This window comes from Flavobacterium granuli (assembly GCF_900129705.1).
Classification (GTDB): domain Bacteria; phylum Bacteroidota; class Bacteroidia; order Flavobacteriales; family Flavobacteriaceae; genus Flavobacterium; species Flavobacterium granuli.
This window is the reverse complement of record NZ_FQWO01000005.1, coordinates 231,454-251,696: the sequence shown is the minus strand read 5'-3', so window position 1 is coordinate 251,696 and position 20,243 is coordinate 231,454. Positions and strand designations below refer to the sequence as shown.

Below are 20,243 nucleotides of genomic sequence, written 5' to 3'. Positions count from 1 at the left end.
GGGCTCACCTCTTCCCATCCCGAACAGAGTAGTTAAGCCCGCCTGCGCAGATGGTACTGCAGTTATGTGGGAGAGTATGTCGTCGCCTTTCTTTAGAATCCTCATCATTATTTGATGGGGATTTTTTGTATATAATGCTTTTTTTACTATGAAAAGGGATGTTTCAAGAATAATTTGGGAGCTATTATACTTTAGTATCTATTGCGAAAAACAAACAATTCAGATTTTAATAAACAATTAATAATTAAACTAATTTTCAGCGCATGTCATTTTTTCAAAATTCTAGATTTCTCGTTCTTGGCAGTATAATACTGTTTTTTAATATAAATGTAATAGGGCAAAACAACATTGAGGCTAATTCTTTTTACAAACATGATAAATATTTATCTTCCGATAAAATGGAAGGCCGTTTTCCTGGAACTAAGGGAAATAATAAGGCAGCAGCTTATATAAAAAGGCATTTCAAGAAATACGGTTTAAAAAAATTCGATAATAGTTATTATCAGTCTTTTAGATTATTTGTGAAACCAGATATTAATAAAGTAAAATCGGATACTGTTACTACTCAAAATGTTGTCGGATATATTGAAGGATCAGATATAACTCTTAAAAATGAATTTATTGTTATAGGTGCTCATTATGATCATTGGGGATGGGGTGGAAAAGGATCAAGCAGTAAAAAAAAGGATACAATTGCAATTCATAATGGGGCAGATGACAATGCTTCGGGTGTCGCAGCCTTACTATCTATTTTGGAAGAATTGTCAAAATCTAAGATTAGAACTAAAAGGAGCATCATTTTCATTTCTTTTAGTGGAGAAGAGGAAGGATTGCTTGGGTCAAAATATTTTGTAAATCATTTACCTGTTGATAAAAATGCCGTTAAAGTAATGTTGAATATGGATATGGTGGGTAGACTAAACACCGAGAAGCAAATTTATATGGGTGGTGCCGGAACTTTTCCTGATGGCGTAGAACTAATGAAGAAATTAGCAGAAGGTAGCGGACTTAATCCAATTATTCATGCTGGTGAAGTGGGAGGATCGGATCATGTTTCATTTTATAAAAGTGACATTTCGAGTATTGGTTTTCATACCGGTGGGCATCCCCAATATCATACTCCAGAAGATGATATCGATTTAATTAATAGTGACGGAGGTGCCTTGGTAAGTAAATATATTTACAATGCTTTAATTGAAATTGCTAACTACAAAGAAAAACTTTATTTCATTAAACAAGATTAGAATAAAAAATTCAGTAATTTTCTTTATAGTATTTGCAAATATCTTTGATTGGGCAAACAGGGCATTTGGGTTTTGGTCTACAAATTTCCCTGCCAAGAAAGGAGATAGCCATGCCAATTTCACCCCAAATGGCTTTTGGAAATACTTGCATTAATTGTTTTTCTGTTTTGATGCCATCTTTGGTTTCAGGAATTAAGCCTATCCTGGGAGCTACGCGTATCACGTGTAAATCAGCCATAATTCCTTCGGCAGGAACATGTGATTCACGCATGATAACATTGGCAGATTTTCGTCCTATACCTTTTAAAGCGGTCAATCCGTCCATAGACAAAGGTATATTCGAGTCTTTTTTGAGGTTTTGAGCTATTTCTAATAACCAATTGGCTTTGGTCGCAAAGTTTTGAACTCCTGAAATATGTAAAAGCAAGTTGTCAATATTTGTAACCGCAAGAGTTTCCATATTTGGGTAAGCTTTGAAGAAGGCGGGAGCAATTGAATTAATATTGACATCCGAATCCTGAGCAGAAAGGACAACCATAATGAGCAATTGGTATCGATTGTGGTAGTCCAAAGGATGTTTTCGACCTTTGTATTGCTTTAGAATTGGGGCTAATTTTTCGGACCAATTATCGCTGTCACCAAATAAATTCATATTCTATTCTTCTTTAAAATCAATAGACAATGAATTCACGCAATAACGCTGGCCTGATTTAGTAGGACCATCGTTAAAAACATGTCCCAGATGCCCACCACAGTTAGCACAAACTATTTCAGTTCGGATCATTCCATGCGTTTTATCCAAAATATTTTTTACTTTTCCCGCTAGCGCATCGTCAAAAGAAGGCCAACCACAATGGGCGTCAAACTTAGAATTACTTTCAAATAAAGTTTCACCACAGCCACCACAGCAATAGGTTCCTTTTTCGAAAGTAAGATTGTATTTTCCAGTGTGTGGGTATTCGGTTCCTTTTTGACGAAGAATACGATATCTTTCTTCTCCCAATTCGGATTTCCATTGTTCTTCAGTTTTTTGCAAAGGATATTCCATAGTATGTTTTGTTTGTATAAAATTAGTTATTTAAGATGAATTGCACCACTTTGTCAACTACCTTCTGATTCCCAAGGATTTTGCGATGCCCCAAGCCTTTTGTTAGTAAAATTTTACTGTTTTTTAAGTGTTTATGAATATGAATTCCTGCTTTGACAGGGACTTCGCAATCATTTTCATCATGAACAATTAAAGCCGGAATTGTAATTTCTGTTGCCGCTTTGTAAGCGGAATAGTCGTCCATACTTCCTCCGTATTTTTTTTCGAAATGCAAACGTAAACTAGTAGCAATGCTGGGTTTCAACTCTAATTTTGCAATAAAATCATCGATAATATCTTGTACAACATCACCGCTTCCAATAATGGCTAAACGATTAATTTTTAGTCCACTTTTTACCGAATTCAATACTGACATTCCTCCCAAAGAATGTCCGATTGCCGCTTCAAAAGGACCAAATTGTTTTTCTAATTCTAAAATACTGGCAATAAAATCGACCATAATCGTACTGTTGCCTGGAGATTTTCCGTGAGCTGGTGCGTCAAAGCTTATGGTTGAATAGCCCGATTTTAATAATTCATCGGCAATTTTTACCAATTGGGTTCCGCGCCCGGACCATCCGTGAACCAGTAAAATCTTTGGTTTGTTTTTTCCATAGTGATAGACATTAACTTGTTTACCAACGGCCGGAATTTGTACTAATTGTTGTACACTGTTGCGATCCATTTCTAATTCTCTTTTTGGAGTTTTATGTTTTATGGGAGTTGTAAATAATTTTGCAGCATATAAAGTAACCAGTTTTGGGGAGAAAAAAGCAATTATTTTACCGCTTAAGATGATAATCCTGGGGATTTTTAGTGTTTTTTCAGGATTAGGGCTGATTTTTGTCATTTTAATAAAATTTATTTTGGGTTCTTTTTGTATGTATTTTTAGTTAAATTTAGAAAACTTAAAACGCTCTCTTTTTCTTTAAAAAAAATGATGTAAAAATAGCATTTATTTAAAACAGAGGAAAGGTACTATTAAGTATTAAAACGTAGTATTGTTTTAGCTATAATTTAAAGTTTATAAAATTTCATCAATGGAAATATTTCATATTAGTGCTGAGTGTTATCCCGTGGCAAAAGTTGGCGGACTGGCCGATGTTGTGGGAGCATTGCCAAAATATCAAAGTAAAGCCGGTCATCAGTTAAGGGTTGTGATTCCTTGTTATGACACAAAATTCATAAAGGATCATGATTTTGACAGTGTCTTTGAAGGGGAAATTAAAATGGGAAATCATCATTTTCATTTTAAAGTACTTAAAGAAATTACGGACAAATTAGGCTTTCAATTGTATCTAATTGATATTCCAGAACAGTTTTCCAGAACCGAAGTCTATGGTTATGAGGATGATATTGAGCGTTTTTTATCTTTTCAAATTGCGGTTTTAGATTGGATAGCACAAAGGGATGAAATTCCGAGTATAATCAATTGCCACGACCATCATACGGGATTAATTCCTTTTATGATGCTCTACTCTGATAAATATAGAAGATTAGCAAATACAGCTTCGGTGATTACCATTCACAACGGTTTGTATCAAGGACAGTTTGGGTTTGATAAACTGAATTATATACCCGAATTCGATTTGTCCCATGTCAATGTTTTAGAATGGGATAATTGCATCAATTCCTTGGCAGTAGCCATAAAATGTGCTTTGGCGGTGACTACTGTTTCACCAAATTATCTGAACGAAATTAACAATTATGCCAATGGATTAGAATCTCTTTTTAATACAGTGCGCTATAAATCAAAGGGAATTCTGAACGGGATTGATACTGAAGTATGGAATCCGGCCAAAGATAAAATGTTAGAGAAAAATTATTCGGTCGAGAATTTTGAAAACGGCAAACAAATCAATAAAAAGATACTTTGTACTCTTTTTGAACTGGATCCTGCAAAACCATTATTCAGCTTTATAGGAAGATTATTTGAAGAAAAAGGAGGTGATTTATTGCCCCAAGCTTCGGCTTTGGCCTTGTCTGAAAATTTTAAGGAAATCAATATTTTGGTATTAGGTTCTGGTAAATCAGAAATTGAAAATCAACTGAAAAGTTTATTAGTTGATTATAAAGGGAACTACAATGTTTTTATTGGTTATAACGAAGAATTGGCACACCTAATTTATGCAGGCGCCGATTTTTTATTAATGCCTTCGCGGGTTGAACCTTGTGGTTTAAACCAAATGTATTCCTTGCAATATGGAACTATTCCCATTGTTAGAAGAACTGGTGGTTTGAAGGATACTGTAATTGATTTTGGGGATAATGGAAACGGAATTTGTCACGATCAGGCTTCTGTTGGGGATATTTGTTATTCGATTAGAAGAGCGATACAGTTATACAAAGACAAGGAACATTTAAATAAAATTAGAGAATTAGGAATGAAAACCGATCATTCTTGGGAACGAGTGTGTCAAGAATATTTGGAATTGTATCATTTAATAACGGACAAAATATGAAATAGCCATGATTTAAGAAAGACCGTCATTAATAAAGATGACTCTTCATGACCTATAACATATTTCTAAAATTTAAAACTATCTATATATGAAAGACAGGAAAAAGAATGTTATTGCAATTATTCTAGGCGGAGGCCAAGGCTCTAGATTGTATCCTCTGACAGAAACCAGGTCAAAGCCCGCTGTACCCATAGGAGGAAAATACAGATTAGTAGACATTCCGATTTCGAATTGTTTGAATTCCGATATTTATCGCATGTTTGTGCTCACGCAATTCAATTCAGCTTCATTAAATGCACATATAAAAAACACCTATTCATTTAGTGTTTTCAGTCAGGCTTTCGTAGATATTCTAGCCGCAGAACAAACACCTAATAATCCAACATGGTTTCAGGGTACAGCGGATGCAGTAAGGCAATGTATGCCACACTTTTTGAACCATCAATTTGAATATGCTTTGATTCTTTCGGGGGATCAATTGTACCAAATGGATTTTAATGAAATGATAGAGGCTCATATTAAAAGTGAAGCCGATATTTCCATAGCAACCCTTCCGGTAAATGCCAAAGATGCTCCCGAATTTGGAATTTTAAAAACAAATAAAGATAGTTTTATAGAATCTTTCATTGAAAAACCCGCTAAGGAACTTTTATCCGATTGGAAGTCGGATGTAAGTGAGCAAATGAAGAGCGAGGGAAAACATTATTTAGCGTCGATGGGTATTTATATTTTCAACAAAAAATTACTGGTTGAATTAATGGATAATCCTGATAGCAAAGATTTTGGTAAAGAAATCATTCCACAGGCTGTAGGGAATCAAAAAATTCTAAGCTATCAATACGAAGGATATTGGACAGATATTGGAAATATCGATTCTTTCTTTGAAGCTAATATTGGACTAACAACAGATTTACCGGTTTTTAATTTATTTGACGATGATAATAAAATTTTTACCAGACCGCGTTTATTGCCTCCATCCAAATTTAAAAATACATTAATCGAAAAATCCTTGATTTCTGAGGGCTGTATTTTGAATGCCAAAGAAATTAAGAGTTCGGTGATAGGAATTCGATCCAGAATAGGCGAAGAAACGATTATCCAAAATTGTTATATTATGGGAAATGATTTTTATCAAACCATAGAAGAAATGAACGAGGATATCAAGAATGGAAAAATATTGGTGGGTATTGGAGAAAGATGTTTTATAAGCAATGCTTTGGTAGATAAAAACTGCCGAATAGGGAATGAGGTTTATATCAAAGGAGGAGCGCATTTGGCTGATTTCTCCAATGAATTATATGCGATAAAGGATGGAATTGTTGTCGTAAAAAAAGGGGCTGTTCTTCCGGATAATTATCAAATCGGTTGAGGATGTAGATTTGTTTCATAATTAAGGATTCTAATTTTTATCGAAAAAGATAAAAACAACAACAATTACCATGAATAAAGTATTCTCGCATACTCTCTTTACTGATTTTGACATTGATTTATTTAAAGCTGGAAAGCATTATCGATTATATGAAAAATTAGGCGCTCATTTGATCGAATTAAACGGTGTCAAAGGGGTATATTTTGCCGTTTGGGCACCCACGGCTCAATCCGTATCGGTTGTTGGGGATTTTAATTATTGGACCCAAGGAGAACATCAGCTGGAAGTACGTTGGGATTCTTCGGGTATTTGGGAAGGATTTATTCCGGAATTAGACAAAGGAGCCCTTTATAAATATAAAATACAGTCTAATAATGGTGAAATTGCCACCGAAAAATCGGATCCTTTTGCTTTTTATTGTGAAAAACCGCCGCACACTGCCTCTGTAATTTGGGATTTGGAGCATAAATGGAAAGATCATAACTGGATGGAAAACCGTGAAAACCATAATGGATTAAATAGACCATATTCGGTTTATGAAGTACATCTGGGTTCTTGGAAACGGCATATCTCAGACAATCGATTTCTGACCTACCTTGAATTTGCCGAAGATTTGGTAGATTATGTAAAAAAAATGGGATTTACCCATGTAGAGTTCATGCCTGTAATGGAATATCCCTATGATCCTTCTTGGGGCTATCAATTAGTGGGTTATTTTGCGCCAACGTCCCGTTTTGGAAAACCACAAGACTTCATGGTATTGGTAGATAAATTACATCAGGCCGGAATTGGAGTGATTCTAGATTGGGTTCCTTCGCATTTTCCTGATGATGCACACGGTTTGGGTTTTTTTGACGGATCAAATCTTTATGAACATCCCGATCGTAAAAAAGGCTATCATCCTGACTGGAAAAGTTTGGTTTTTAATTATGGTCGAAATGAGGTTCGTTCTTTTTTAATCAGTAATGCGATATTCTGGTTGCAACATTATCATGTAGATGGGTTGCGTGTGGATGCCGTTGCTTCCATGTTATACTTGGATTATTCCAGAAAAGAAGGGGAATGGGAACCGAATATTTACGGCGGAAGAGAAAACCTAGACACCATAAGTTTCTTGAAAGAATTCAACGAAACGGTTTATGCTAATTTTAAAGGAGTGCAAACCATTGCCGAAGAAAGTACTTCTTTCCCAATGGTTTCAAGACCAACTTATGATGGAGGACTTGGATTTGGCATGAAATGGATGATGGGATGGATGCACGATACTTTAGACTATTTTCAAAAAGAAACAGTGTACCGAAAATTCCATCAAAATGATTTGACTTTTTCGATGACATACGCTTTTACTGAGAATTTCATGTTGCCCTTGTCTCATGACGAAGTAGTTCATGGTAAAAGATCTATTGTGGGCAGGATGCCGGGCGATGAATGGCAGAAGTTTGCCAATTTAAGGTTGCTCTACGGCTATATGTTTACCCATCCCGGGACAAAACTCTTGTTTATGGGGAATGAGTTTGGACAAAGCAGAGAATGGAATTTTGAAAGTAGCTTAGATTGGCATTTGAATCAATATCCTTACCATGAAGGAGTAAAAGATATGGTTGCTGATTTAAATAAATTGTATAAAACTCAGCCGGCACTTTATGAAAAACAGTTTAGCCCGGATGGTTTTGAATGGATTAATTATTCGGATCATGAAAATGCGGTAATTTCTTTTATTCGAAAAGGGAATAATCCAAAAGAGGATGTTATCGTAGTTTGCAATTTTACGCAAATCGTTCGTTCAAATTACAGAATTGGTATGTCCCGACTGGGGAATTTAACTGAGATTTTTAATAGTGATGATAAAAAATACGGCGGAAGCGGTGTAAATAATCCCCATCACTTAACGATTGAACCTTCACCTTATGACGGAAAAGATTATTCAATAGAATTGATTTTGCCTCCTTTAGGTACAATCGTTCTTAAGTTTTCGTAATAAAGAGAGAAGCATTAAAACAATTTAAAACCAGATGATTACAAACACAGAATTACAATATAGAGGGGATTTATATCCGTCACGAATAGTTTCTTATAAGCATGATGTCGACTCCGTATTTTTTTATACAGATAATAATGTAATACTAAAAGTAACCGTGATAAGAGACAGTCTGATTCGTTTTCGATTCACGACAAAAGGATATTTTAGCAACGATTTTTCCTATGCCATAGATAAAAATCATTCGCAGGGTTATAATTTTCTCGAGGTTAGCGATAACGAAACCTATTATCAAATAAAGACCAGTAAAGTACAATGCAGGATTCAAAAATTAGATTTAAGACTGTCTGTTTTTGATTTGGATGGAAATGTGATTTTGGAGGATGAATTGGGTTTTCATTGGGAAGAAAGTTACGAATATGGCGGAAATATTGTCAAAATGAGTAAAGCTTCAAAAGAGGGCGAATGTTTCTACGGCCTTGGAGATAAGGCTACCCAATTGAATTTGAAGGGGAAAAGATTAGAGAATTTCGCTACGGATCAATATGCTTTTCAAAAAGACCAGGAGCCTTTATATAAGGTAGTTCCTTTTTATATTGGACTACAAAATAAGCAATCCTATGGTATTTTCTTTGATAACACTTTTAGGACTTTTTTCGATTTTTGTCAGGAAAGAAGAAATGTGACCAGTTTTTGGGCCGAGGGAGGCGAAATGAATTATTATTTCATTTACGGTCCCCAAATGCAAGAGGTAGTAACCACTTATACGGATTTAACAGGAAAACCGGAATTGCCACCACTGTGGACTTTGGGCTACCACCAATGCAAATGGAGTTATTATCCGGAAAGCAATGTGAAAGAAATTACGGCTAAATTTAGAGAACTGAAAATTCCATGTGACGCCATTTATTTGGATATAGATTATATGGATGGTTTCAGATGTTTTACCTGGAACAAAGACTATTTTCCCGATCCCAAAAGAATGGTGGCCGAATTAGCCGAAAATGGTTTTAAAACAGTAGTTATTATTGATCCTGGGATAAAAATTGACAAAAATTATGCTGTTTATAAAGAAGCTTTAGAAAAGGATTATTTCTGCAAAAGAGCCGATGGACCGTATATGAAAGGAAAAGTCTGGCCTGGCGAATGTAATTTTCCAGATTACACAAATCCCGAAGTGCGAGAATGGTGGGCTGGTTTATTTAAAGAATTAATTTCGGATATTGGAGTAAAAGGAGTTTGGAATGATATGAATGAGCCTGCAGTGATGGAAGTGCCTAATAAAACCTTTCCTATGGATGTACGCCATGATTATGATGGAAATCCTTGCAGCCATAGAAAAGCACATAATATTTATGGAACACAAATGGCTCGGGCTACTTATCATGGCGTAAAAAGATTTGCCTATCCTAAAAGGCCTTTTATTATCACAAGATCAGCTTATTCAGGAGCACAACGCTATTCCTCTTCTTGGACAGGGGATAACGTAGCGAGTTGGGAACATTTATGGATTGCTAATATTCAGATGCAGAGAATGTCAATTTCAGGAATGGGTTTCACGGGTTCTGATATAGGTGGTTTTGCAGAACAGCCTTCAGGGGAGTTGTATGCGCGCTGGATTCAATTGGGGGTTTTTCATCCTTTTTGCAGAACACATTCTTCCGGAGATCATGGAAATCAGGAACCATGGGCATTTGATGAGGAAGTGATTCATATTACCCGAAAATTTGTAAACCTGCGTTACCAACTATTACCGTATTTATATACTATGTTTTGGCAGTATATTGAAGAGGGAATACCCATGTTGAAACCCTTGGTTTATTTCGATCAAGAAGATGCGCAGACACATTATAGAAACGACGAATTTGTTTTTGGAAATCAAATATTGGTTTGCCCTATTTTAGAACCTAACGCTTTAGGTAGAAGAATGTACTTTCCTAAAGGAGAATGGTATAATTACTGGACAAATACCTTAGTTCCCGGAGGTAAAGAAATGTGGGTGGATACTCAATTTGATGAAATTCCTCTTTTTGTGAAAGCAGGTGCTATCATCCCAAAGTACCCTGTTCAGCAGTATGTAGGCGAACTGGAATTTGACGAACTCACATTGGATGTTTATTATAAAGAGGGCAAAGAAAAATCAGTGGTTTATGAGGATGCCCAAGACGGCTATGATTATAAAAAAGGAAGATACAGTTTGCTGTCTTTTCAGCTAACAGGGAAATCAAATAAATTAATTATTCAATTGCATAAAGAAGGGAAATTCGAAACTAATTATTCAAAGTATAAATTGAATCTTATTGGCTTGCCTTTTAAAATAAAGAGCCTTAAAATCGATAGCGAAAAAGTTCCTTTTGACAAGGAGGCTTTTGAAGCAGATAATTATCTTGTTGTGGATAAGGAATTTGCCGTTTTGCAACTAATTGGAGAATAGAAAAAAACAAAAAAATGTAAAATTTGACTTTAATTTTATAAATAAAAACTTAATTTTAATTGTATTTTTGTTTTATTAAACTTAATTATTATGAAAAAACATTTAATATTAGGAGCTTGTACTTTAGGATTGGTATTTTCTTGTGCAACTAATCCTATCACGGGAAAAAAGCAATTGAATTTTGTTTCTAATAGCGAATTGTTTCCAACTTCTTTTCAGCAATACGGAACTTTTCTAAAAGAAAACAAAGTTATTTCAGGTACTGCTGATGCAAAAAGAGTCGAAAAGGTGGGGATGAGAATTAAAGCGGCATCTGAAAAGTATTTGACTTATTTAGGACAATCGGAATATTTGAAAGATTATCGTTGGGAATACAAATTAGTTGATAATAAAGAAGTGAATGCTTGGTGTATGCCAGGAGGAAAAATTGTTGTGTATTCGGGGATTTTACCTGTAACAAAGGATGATGCGGGATTGGCAACAGTAATGGGACACGAAGTCTCTCACGCCATTGCAAATCATGGTGCGCAAAGAATGAGTGCAGCTCAAATTCAGCAATTAGGAGCGGTAGGAGTTGCAGTAGCAACGGGAAATAAGAGCGCTGAAACGCAACAAATATGGAATCAGGCTTACGGAATAGGTTCGCAGGTAGGGGTGATGATGCCATTTAGCAGAAGTCATGAAACGGAAGCAGATAAAATTGGATTGACATTAATGGCAATTGCAGGTTATAATCCAGAAGAGGCAATCACTTTTTGGCAAAGAATGTCAGCTCAATCAGCTGGACAAACCCAACCGGAAATTTTAAGTACACACCCTTCTGATGCTACCAGAATTGCTAATTTGAAGGCTTTGATACCTGAAGCAAAAGCAACAGCGGCAAAAGTAGGGATGTTGCCCAAATAAAAATAATATTTTGTAAAAAGAAAGGCCATTTCGTTTGATTTGGCTTTTTTTATGATAAAGAATAAGCTATCTAAAAAACGTTAGTTGCATTTAAAATAAATTTGAGTCAAATTATGAGTAGGACAACATTACAGCAAGGAGATAAAAAGATGATAAATGCCTGGGCTTTTTATGATTGGGCTAATTCTGTGTATAGTTTAGTTATTGCAACAGCAGTTTTTCCCATCTATTATGAAGCGGTAACCAGTGATAATAATGGGATCGTTCAGTTTATGGGGACTGAATTTAATAATTCGACTTTGTTATCGTACTCTTTATCTTTCTCTTTTTTGATGGTGGCTTTATTGTCGCCAATATTATCCGGAATAGCAGATTATACCGGAAACAAAAAACGGTTTATGCAGTTTTTTTGCTATCTCGGTTCTTTCTCAGTAATGAGCATGTTTTTCTTTAAAGGACAGGACACATTGTGGATTGGTATTCTGGCAACGATTTTGGCTAGTATCGGTTTTTGGGGAAGTATTGTTTTTTATAATTCCTATTTACCTGAAATTGCTTTTCCGGAACAGCATGACAGAGTGAGTGCCAAAGGGTTTATGTATGGTTATGTTGGTTCGATTATTCTATTGGCTTTTAATCTGACTATGGTGATGATGCCGGAATGGTATGGAATAACAGATTCGACTTTGCCGGCACGAATTTCGTTTTTATCTGTTGGTATTTGGTGGGTTGGCTTTGCTCAAGTGACTTTTTATTATTTGCCCAATAATGTTTTTCATAAAAAACCCAGAAAGGACTATGTATTTAAAGGATTGAGGGAACTTAAGGTGGTTGCGGAAAATATAAATAAACTGACCAATTTAAAGCAATTCTTAACAGCATTTTTTTTATATAGTATAGGGGTTCAGACAATGATACTATTGGCTGGAGTTTTTGGAAAAAAGGAACTGGGTATTGATACCAGTAAATTGATTATTATCATTTTGTTAATAAATGTGGTAGCTATTTTTGGCGCTTATTTTTTTTCAAGGATATCAGAAAAAATCGGAAACATAAAAACATTAAAATTAACTATTGCCATTTGGGGATTTATTTGTTTTGCGATTTACTTATTAGATGCTAAAAGTGAGTATATAGATACCCAATTTTTTATTTTAGGAGGTTTGATTGGAATGGTTTTAGGTGCGATTCAATCCTTGTCTCGATCTACTTATTCGAAGTTACTGCCGGAAACTGAAGATCATGCAACTTATTTTAGTTTTTTTGACGTAACCGAAAAAATGGCTATTGTATTGGGGACTTTTATTTTTGGATTTGTAGCTTCAGTTACCAATTCGATGCGTAACTCCATTTTTATATTGGCTGTTTTCTTTTTAATGGGTTATATTGTGCTCAGTTTTATGAAAAAAGTAAAAAAATATAAAGAGTGATTATTCGTAAAAAGGAATGAAATCTAAAAGATTTTATTAGCAACACTTTTTTAGAATGGCATGGAGATTGCCTTTTTAACAGGATTAATAAATAGGCGGCTTAAATCGATTCTATACCGATATAAACGGTTATTTGTTGATGAAATTGAAATGTTTAATGACAAAAAGACTTAAATATATTATGTCAAACCACAAAATACTTACAATTGACAATCTGTCACTTCAAGAATTCGATTCAGATGCCGAATTAATACCATTATTGACTCCGGAAGACGAGGAAGAAATGATTAACGAGGAATTACCGGATTCATTGCCTATTTTGCCTTTGCGCAATATGGTTTTGTTTCCAGGCGTAGTAATTCCTATTACTGCGGGTCGTGATAAATCAATAAAATTGATTAATGATGCCAATGCGGCAGGAAAAATAATTGGAGTTGTAGCCCAAATAAATGAAGAAGACGAAGATCCTACAAAGGATGATATTCATACTATAGGAACCGTTGCCAAGATTTTACGCGTTTTGAAAATGCCTGATGGAAATACTACGGTGATACTTCAAGGAAAAAAACGTTTCGAAATAGATACTGTTGTTTCTGAAGAGCCTTATATCACAGCTTCTATTAAAGAGTTTGAAGAAAACAGACCCAACAAGAAAGACACGGAGTTTTTGGCTATTTTGGATTCTGTTAAAGAATTAGCAATTCAAATTATAAAGGAAAGTCCAAATATTCCCAGTGAAGCTACCTTTGCTATCAAAAACATTGAAAGCCAATCTTTCCTGATCAATTTTGTTACTTCTAACATGAATTTGTCAGTTAAAGAAAAACAAGATTTACTGGCGATAAACAGTTTAAAAGACAGGGCTTTAGAAACGCTTCGTTATATGAATATTGAGTTGCAAAAACTCGAATTAAAAAACGACATTCAATCTAAAGTGCGCTTTGATTTAGACCAACAACAAAGAGAATATTTTCTTCATCAACAAATGAAAACCATCCAAGAAGAATTGGGAGGTGTTTCACAAGAGGAAGAAATGGACGAAATGCTTGTGAAATCTAAAAGCAAAAAATGGGATGAAAAAACACAAAAACATTTCGAAAAAGAATTATCCAAAATGCGTCGAATGAATCCGCAGGCGCCTGATTTTGGAATTCAAAGAAATTATTTGGAGCTGTTTTTAGAATTGCCTTGGAATGTGTATTCAAAAGATAATTTTGATTTGAAACATGCTCAAAAGATTTTGGACAGAGATCATTGCGGATTAGAAGAGGTTAAGAAAAGAATGATTGAACATTTGGCCGTTTTAAAACTGCGAAATGATATGAAATCGCCAATTATCTGCTTGACAGGACCTCCGGGAGTAGGAAAAACATCAATAGGAAGATCGATTGCTGAGGCTTTAGGGAGAGAATATGTGCGAATTTCTTTGGGAGGATTGCGCGATGAAGCCGAGATACGCGGACATAGAAAAACCTATATTGGAGCAATGCCGGGAAGAATTATTCAAAGTTTGAAAAAAGCAGGTACCTCAAATCCAGTTTTTGTTTTGGACGAAATTGATAAATTATCTAATAGCAATCAGGGCGATCCTTCGTCTGCTTTATTAGAAGTGTTGGATCCGGAACAAAACAATTCTTTTTATGATAATTTCCTCGAAATGGGCTATGATTTGTCGAAAGTGATGTTTATCGCTACGTCTAATAATATGGCAGCCATTCAACCGGCATTGAGAGACCGAATGGAAGTTATTAAAATGTCAGGTTATACGATCGAAGAAAAAGTCGAGATTGCACGTCAGCATTTGTTCCCAAGACAATTAAAAGAACATGGTTTAACTGCTAAGGATTTAACCATTGGCAAGAAACAATTGGAAAAAATCGTCGAAGGTTATACCCGTGAATCCGGTGTACGTGGATTAGAAGCTAAACTAGCTCAAGTAATTCGAAATGCGGCCAAATCAGTCGCCATGGAAGAAGAATACAACAAGAAAGTGACAGATGAGGATATTGTAAAAGTCCTAGGTGTTGCTAGATTGGAAAGAGATAAATATGAAAGTAACGATGTTGCGGGTGTTGTTACGGGCTTAGCTTGGACTAGTGTAGGAGGAGATATTCTTTTTATCGAATCGTTGATTTCTCCAGGAAAAGGAACTATGACGATTACCGGAAATTTAGGTACGGTAATGAAAGAGTCAGCTACAATTGCTTTAGAATATATCAAAGCCAATGCGCAACTTTTAGGCCTGAATCCGGATGTTTTGACAAAATACAACATTCATTTGCACGTTCCTGAAGGCGCAACGCCAAAAGACGGGCCAAGTGCTGGTATTGCGATGTTGACCTCTCTGGTTTCTTTATTTACTCAAAAAAGAGTAAAGAAAAGTATTGCTATGACGGGCGAAATTACCCTAAGAGGTAAAGTCTTGCCGGTGGGTGGAATCAAGGAGAAGATCCTGGCTGCTAAGCGTGCTAATATCAAAGAAATTATTCTTTGTCATGAAAACAAAAGTGATATTGACGAAATAAAACCGCAATATCTTGAAGGTCTTACTTTTCATTATGTAAAAGAAATGAGCGAAGTTTTGAAGATTGCCATTACAGACCAAAAGGTAAAAAACGCTAAAATATTGTAGCTAAATCCCTTTTTCAGAAAATAGAAAATCCAAAACCATATACTTAAGAGGATTAAGTGATGGTTTTGGATTTTTATTTGTTTCGAAATTGAAATAGAAAATAATCATTTCTGATTTTATAATTTTATCTTCGCATTTGAATTCGAACATATAAATATTGATTTTATCCAATGATGACTTCTTTTTGTTAGGAAAAGAAAGGGTAAAATTAATTTTTACAATAAAAATAAACAGTTGCATAACTTTCAAGAACACTATTTTGGATAAAAAAATTACAATTGCTATTGATGGATTTTCATCCACGGGGAAAAGTACTTTGGCAAAACAATTGGCCAAGGAATTAGGTTATGTTTATGTTGATACAGGTGCAATGTACAGGGCTATCGCTTTATTTGCAATGCAAAACGGTTATATTAAGGAAGATTTTTTTGATAAAGAAGGCTTAGTTGCTAGTTTGCCAACTATTCGTTTACAATTCAAATTCAATCCTGATTTGGGTTTTGCCGAAATGTATCTGAATGAGGTGAATGTAGAAAAAGAAATCAGAACCATAGAAGTATCTCGTTTTGTGAGCAAGGTAGCTGAACTATCGGATGTTCGTGCTAAATTAGTGGAGCAACAAAAAGAGATGGGGAAAAACAAGGGGATTGTTATGGATGGAAGAGACATCGGGACAGTAGTTTTTCCGGATGCCGAACTTAAAATATTCATGACGGCAAGTGCCGCTACCAGAGCGCAAAGACGATATGATGAGTTGATCCAAAAAGGGGATAGTGTCACTTTTGAGGAAGTATTGAAAAATGTGGAAGAACGGGATTATATTGACACACACAGAAGTAATTCTCCGCTAGTAAAAGCCGAGGATGCTGTAGAGATTGATAATTCTCACCTTACAAGAGAAGAGCAGTTTAAAGCTGTCTTAGAATTAATTGATGAGATTACTAAAATGTTATAATTTTTTGTAAATCTTATTTTTAATATTAGATTTACGCCTTGTTCTTTTTTCAAAATATAAAATACAATTCATCTTATGGGAATTAAAAATAGGTTGGTGATAATGAGTTTTCTTCAGTTTTTTGTTTGGGGAGCTTGGCTTATTACAATTGGGAATTATTGGTTTGGAACTAAAAATTGGGAAGGAACCCAGTTTGGATTAGTTTTTGGAACCATGGGAATTGCTTCTTTATTTATGCCAACTTTAACAGGGATTATCGCCGATAGATGGGTTAATGCTGAAAAATTGTACGGTGTTCTGCATATTCTTTATGCGGCGGTTTTGTTTGGTATTACTCAGGTAACAACCCCAGATAACTTTATATATGTGATGTTTGCAGCAATGTGCTGTTATATGCCTACCATTGCTTTAAGTAATTCGATTTCCTATACTTCATTGAAATTGAATAATAAAAATATAGTGAAGGATTTTCCGCCTATTCGTGTTTGGGGGACTATTGGATTTATTGCGGCTATGTGGATAACCAATTTAAGTGGAAGCAAGGCTAATGAATACCAGTTTTATATTGCTGGAATAGGTGCTTTAGTGCTGGGTTTTTATTCGTTTACTTTGCCAAAATGTAAACCGCAACGCTTGACTAAGGAGGATGCTTCTTGGGTTGAAACCTTAGGTTTAGAGGCGTTTAAATTATTTGGGAATTACAAAATGGCTTTGTTTTTTGTGTTTTCAATGTTTTTAGGAGGTGCTTTGCAGCTTACGAATGCTTATGGGGATGTTTTTTTGGATGAGTTCAAACATTTTCCAAAATATGCCGATTCTTTCGTGATTCAATATTCAACGATTATAATGTCAATCTCTCAGGTTTCTGAGACCTTATTTATCTTGGCAATTCCGTTTTTCTTAAGACGATTTGGGATCAAACAGGTAATGCTCATTAGTATGTTCGCTTGGGTATTGCGTTTTGGCTTGTTTGCTTTTGGAGATCCTGTAAATGGTTTATGGATGATTATTATGTCTTGTATTGTTTACGGAATGGCGTTTGATTTCTTTAATATTTCGGGATCTTTATTTGTAGAAAGCAATACTGATTCTAAGATACGTTCATCAGCACAAGGATTATTTATGATGATGACTAACGGAGTGGGAGCTGTTTTTGGAAGTTTGACATCGGGATGGGCGATTGATCGTTTTTTTACCAAATCTTTCCAGAACACAACTGAATTAGCTGGTTTCTTACAAACAGATTCGAATAATTCTAAAATGCTGGATTTTGTAAAGAGTCACGGCAATACAATTTCTGCCGATGGTATTTTTGGCAGTGAAATTTTAATGAAGGATTGGCACACCATCTGGTTGTCATTTGCGGCTTATGCCTTAGTTATTGCGATCGCTTTTGCAATATTGTTTAAACATAAACACGATCCGAAAGAGATAGAGAATTTGAGTCATTAAGCATTACTTCTAAATGCTAGAACCCGATAGATTTCAAAATTTATCGGGTTTTTTATTATCAAAAGGAACTTGTTTAGGTGCGTTGATTGTCAGTGAGTTATATTTTTGTTGTTTGTTGTTGTATCTTTTTTAAAATATTTTGTCATTTCATATAAAAGAATTACTTTTGCAGTCCTTTTGGCGATGAGCGTTTCCTTTAGGATTCAACTATTTATGTAAAACAACTTCTGTTTTTTTACCGCATCAAGAAACGCAAAGAAAACAGAATACAAATTTTTATCAGCATGTCTGAACAATTAAAATCACAAGAAGAGTTTTTAGCAAATTTTAACTGGCACAATTTCGAAGAAGGAATTGATGTAGTGGATGAGAAAAACTTATTAGAATTCGAAGAACTAGTTTCAAAAACTTTTATCGCTACAGATCAAGAAGAAGTGGTAGAAGGAGTAGTTGTAAGAATTACAGATAGAGACGTTATCGTTGATATCAACGCAAAATCGGAAGGTGTTATTTCATTGAACGAATTCCGTTACAACCCAAACTTAAAAGTAGGTGACAAAGTAGAAGTATTGATTGATATCCGTGAGGATAAAACAGGTCAATTAGTATTATCTCACAGAAAAGCACGTACTATCAAATCATGGGATAGAGTTATTGCTGCTAATGAAACAGGAGAAATCGTTAATGGTTTTGTAAAATGCAGAACTAAAGGTGGTATGATCGTTGACGTTTTCGGTATTGAAGCTTTCTTACCAGGATCTCAAATTGATGTTAAGCCAATTAGAGACTACGATGTATATGTAAACAAAACAATGGAATTCAAAGTGGTAAAAATTAACCACGAATTCAAAAACGTTGTTGTATCTCACAAAGCGCTTATTGAAGCGGATATTGAAGTACAGAAAAAAGAGATCATAGGTCAATTACAAAAAGGACAAGTATTAGAAGGTGTTGTTAAAAACATTACTTCTTATGGTGTGTTTATTGATTTAGGTGGTGTTGATGGATTGATTCACATTACTGACCTTTCTTGGTCAAGAATCAACCACCCATCTGAAGTTCTTGAATTAGATCAAAAATTAAACGTTGTAATCCTTGATTTCGATGACGAGAAAACAAGAATTCAATTAGGATTGAAACAATTAAACGCTCACCCTTGGGATGCTTTAGATGCTAATTTAACTATTGGTGATAAAGTAAAAGGTAAAGTAGTTGTAATCGCTGATTACGGTGCATTTATCGAAGTTGCTGAAGGTGTTGAAGGTTTGATCCACGTTTCTGAAATGTCATGGTCAACTCATTTACGTTCTGCTCAGGATTTCGTAAAAGTTGGAGATGTTGTTGAAGCTGTTATCTTAACTTTAGATAGAGATGACCGTAAAATGTCATTAGGTATCAAACAATTGTCTCAAGATCCATGGACTGATATCACTTCTAAATACCCAGTAGGTTCTAAACATACAGGTATCGTTAGAAACTTTACAAACTTTGGTATTTTCGTAGAATTAGAAGAAGGAATTGATGGATTAATCTACATTTCTGACTTGTCTTGGACTAAGAAAATCAAACACCCATCTGAATTTGTAAATGTTGGTGAGAAACTTGATGTAGTTGTATTAGAATTAGATGTTGACGGACGTAAATTATCTTTAGGTCATAAACAAACTACTGCTAATCCTTGGGATCAATACGAAGATTCTTTCGCTGTAGGAACTATCCACAACGGTGAAATTTCTGAAATCGTTGATAAAGGAGCTACTGTAGAATTCGGAGATGATATCGTTGCTTTCATTCCTACTCGTCACCTTGAAAAAGAAGATGGTAAGAAATTGAAAAAAGGTGATACTGCTGATTTCAAAGTAATCGAATTTAACAAAGAATTCAAAAGAGTAGTTGCTTCTCACACTGCTATCTTCCGTGAAGAAGAAGAGAAAAATGTGAAAGCTGCAACTGAAAATACTTCATCTGCTTCATCTACTAATGCACCAGCTGCAACTTTAGGAGATAACAATGATGTATTGGCTGCATTGAAAGCTAAAATGGAAAAATCAGAGAAAAAATAATTTCTTGATTTTTTAAATATAAAAAGCCTCACAGCAATGTGAGGCTTTTTTTTTGTTTCTAATCTCTGATTATTGATATTTTGATTGCTGAAAATAAGAAGTTCATCTCTGGAAAAGAATTCGCCGGTTTTGTTTTTTAAAGGGCTTAAAAGTAAATGCTGTGGATAATCGACCGAAAGTGTGTCTTTTATTCGATTCTTGTTAAACAGAGAATTAATTTTAAAAACAACT

Annotated in this window: 14 protein-coding genes and 1 rRNA gene; 12 read left to right on the top strand and 3 right to left on the bottom strand. The window is 34.9% G+C overall.

Annotated features, from left to right (window positions below; translation table 11 throughout):
• Both rrf and BUB25_RS09270 read left to right on the top strand, forming a co-directional pair.
• Positions 1 to 91, top strand: a 5S ribosomal RNA gene (rrf, locus tag BUB25_RS09275); the annotation flags it as partial.
• Positions 92 to 263: 172 nt separating this feature from the next.
• On the top strand, positions 264 to 1,244 hold the full coding sequence (locus BUB25_RS09270) for a M20/M25/M40 family metallo-hydrolase (protein WP_072943327.1): 981 nt from the start codon (positions 264 to 266) through the stop codon (positions 1,242 to 1,244).
• Between the two features lie 10 nt (positions 1,245 to 1,254).
• Here the strand turns inward: BUB25_RS09270 and BUB25_RS09265 are convergent, their stop codons facing one another.
• From BUB25_RS09265 to BUB25_RS09255, 3 genes are read right to left on the bottom strand one after another with little or no spacing between them, the layout of a single operon-like run.
• Positions 1,255 to 1,896: an endonuclease III domain-containing protein gene (locus BUB25_RS09265; protein ID WP_072943324.1), complete on the bottom strand. Its 642-nt coding sequence runs from the start codon at positions 1,894 to 1,896 to the stop codon at positions 1,255 to 1,257.
• Positions 1,897 to 1,899: 3 nt separating this feature from the next.
• Entirely contained in the window at positions 1,900 to 2,292 is a 393-nt protein-coding gene (gene msrB, locus BUB25_RS09260; protein WP_072943321.1) for a peptide-methionine (R)-S-oxide reductase MsrB, read from the bottom strand.
• A gap of 22 nt (positions 2,293 to 2,314) precedes the next feature.
• A complete protein-coding gene (locus BUB25_RS09255) occupies positions 2,315 to 3,181 on the bottom strand; it encodes an alpha/beta fold hydrolase (RefSeq protein ID WP_072943319.1) in 867 nt (288 codons plus the stop codon).
• Positions 3,182 to 3,371: 190 nt separating this feature from the next.
• Here BUB25_RS09255 and BUB25_RS09250 point away from each other — a divergent pair, with 190 nt between their 5' ends.
• The 10 genes from BUB25_RS09250 (at position 3,372) to rpsA (ending at position 20,012) form a co-directional block, all read left to right on the top strand.
• Positions 3,372 to 4,793 (top strand): glycogen synthase, encoded by a 1,422-nt coding sequence (locus BUB25_RS09250; protein WP_072943317.1) that lies wholly within the window; start codon positions 3,372 to 3,374, stop codon positions 4,791 to 4,793.
• An 88-nt stretch (positions 4,794 to 4,881) separates the two neighbouring features.
• Positions 4,882 to 6,162 (top strand): glucose-1-phosphate adenylyltransferase, encoded by a 1,281-nt coding sequence (locus BUB25_RS09245; protein WP_072943315.1) that lies wholly within the window; start codon positions 4,882 to 4,884, stop codon positions 6,160 to 6,162.
• Between the two features lie 70 nt (positions 6,163 to 6,232).
• A complete protein-coding gene (gene glgB / locus BUB25_RS09240) occupies positions 6,233 to 8,140 on the top strand; it encodes a 1,4-alpha-glucan branching protein GlgB (RefSeq protein WP_072943313.1) in 1,908 nt (635 codons plus the stop codon).
• A 34-nt stretch (positions 8,141 to 8,174) separates the two neighbouring features.
• Positions 8,175 to 10,574: a glycoside hydrolase family 31 protein gene (locus BUB25_RS09235; protein ID WP_072943311.1), complete on the top strand. Its 2,400-nt coding sequence runs from the start codon at positions 8,175 to 8,177 to the stop codon at positions 10,572 to 10,574.
• 90 nt (positions 10,575 to 10,664) lie between these two features.
• Entirely contained in the window at positions 10,665 to 11,480 is an 816-nt protein-coding gene (locus BUB25_RS09230) for a M48 family metallopeptidase (protein ID WP_072943309.1), read from the top strand.
• A gap of 113 nt (positions 11,481 to 11,593) precedes the next feature.
• Positions 11,594 to 12,910: an MFS transporter gene (locus BUB25_RS09225; protein WP_072943307.1), complete on the top strand. Its 1,317-nt coding sequence runs from the start codon at positions 11,594 to 11,596 to the stop codon at positions 12,908 to 12,910.
• 181 nt (positions 12,911 to 13,091) lie between these two features.
• Positions 13,092 to 15,542 carry an endopeptidase La gene (gene lon, locus BUB25_RS09220; RefSeq protein WP_072943384.1) on the top strand — a complete coding sequence of 817 codons (2,451 nt, stop codon included), beginning with the start codon at positions 13,092 to 13,094 and terminating at the stop codon, positions 15,540 to 15,542.
• A gap of 259 nt (positions 15,543 to 15,801) precedes the next feature.
• Complete coding sequence (cmk, locus tag BUB25_RS09215) at positions 15,802 to 16,497, top strand: (d)CMP kinase (protein WP_072943379.1); 696 nt, start codon at positions 15,802 to 15,804, stop codon at positions 16,495 to 16,497.
• A 75-nt stretch (positions 16,498 to 16,572) separates the two neighbouring features.
• The gene (locus BUB25_RS09210) at positions 16,573 to 17,949 is read left to right on the top strand and encodes a nucleoside permease (RefSeq protein ID WP_072943305.1); all 1,377 of its coding nucleotides are present in this window, start codon (positions 16,573 to 16,575) and stop codon (positions 17,947 to 17,949) included.
• A gap of 284 nt (positions 17,950 to 18,233) precedes the next feature.
• Positions 18,234 to 20,012 carry a 30S ribosomal protein S1 gene (gene rpsA, locus BUB25_RS09205; RefSeq protein WP_072943303.1) on the top strand — a complete coding sequence of 593 codons (1,779 nt, stop codon included), beginning with the start codon at positions 18,234 to 18,236 and terminating at the stop codon, positions 20,010 to 20,012.
• Positions 20,013 to 20,243: the final 231 nt, after the last annotated feature.

Bases quoted from the DNA above. Each gene is read 5' to 3' on its own strand.
- BUB25_RS09270 (WP_072943327.1), top strand. From the start codon at position 264: ATGTCATTTTTTCAAAATTCTAGATTTCTCGTTCTTGGCAGTATAATA.
- BUB25_RS09265 (WP_072943324.1), bottom strand. From the start codon at position 1,896: ATGAATTTATTTGGTGACAGCGATAATTGGTCCGAAAAATTAGCCCCA.
- msrB (WP_072943321.1), bottom strand. From the start codon at position 2,292: ATGGAATATCCTTTGCAAAAAACTGAAGAACAATGGAAATCCGAATTG.
- BUB25_RS09255 (WP_072943319.1), bottom strand. From the start codon at position 3,181: ATGACAAAAATCAGCCCTAATCCTGAAAAAACACTAAAAATCCCCAGG.
- BUB25_RS09250 (WP_072943317.1), top strand. From the start codon at position 3,372: ATGGAAATATTTCATATTAGTGCTGAGTGTTATCCCGTGGCAAAAGTT.
- BUB25_RS09245 (WP_072943315.1), top strand. From the start codon at position 4,882: ATGAAAGACAGGAAAAAGAATGTTATTGCAATTATTCTAGGCGGAGGC.
- glgB (WP_072943313.1), top strand. From the start codon at position 6,233: ATGAATAAAGTATTCTCGCATACTCTCTTTACTGATTTTGACATTGAT.
- BUB25_RS09235 (WP_072943311.1), top strand. From the start codon at position 8,175: ATGATTACAAACACAGAATTACAATATAGAGGGGATTTATATCCGTCA.
- BUB25_RS09230 (WP_072943309.1), top strand. From the start codon at position 10,665: ATGAAAAAACATTTAATATTAGGAGCTTGTACTTTAGGATTGGTATTT.
- BUB25_RS09225 (WP_072943307.1), top strand. From the start codon at position 11,594: ATGAGTAGGACAACATTACAGCAAGGAGATAAAAAGATGATAAATGCC.
- lon (WP_072943384.1), top strand. From the start codon at position 13,092: ATGTCAAACCACAAAATACTTACAATTGACAATCTGTCACTTCAAGAA.
- BUB25_RS09210 (WP_072943305.1), top strand. From the start codon at position 16,573: ATGGGAATTAAAAATAGGTTGGTGATAATGAGTTTTCTTCAGTTTTTT.
- rpsA (WP_072943303.1), top strand. From the start codon at position 18,234: ATGTCTGAACAATTAAAATCACAAGAAGAGTTTTTAGCAAATTTTAAC.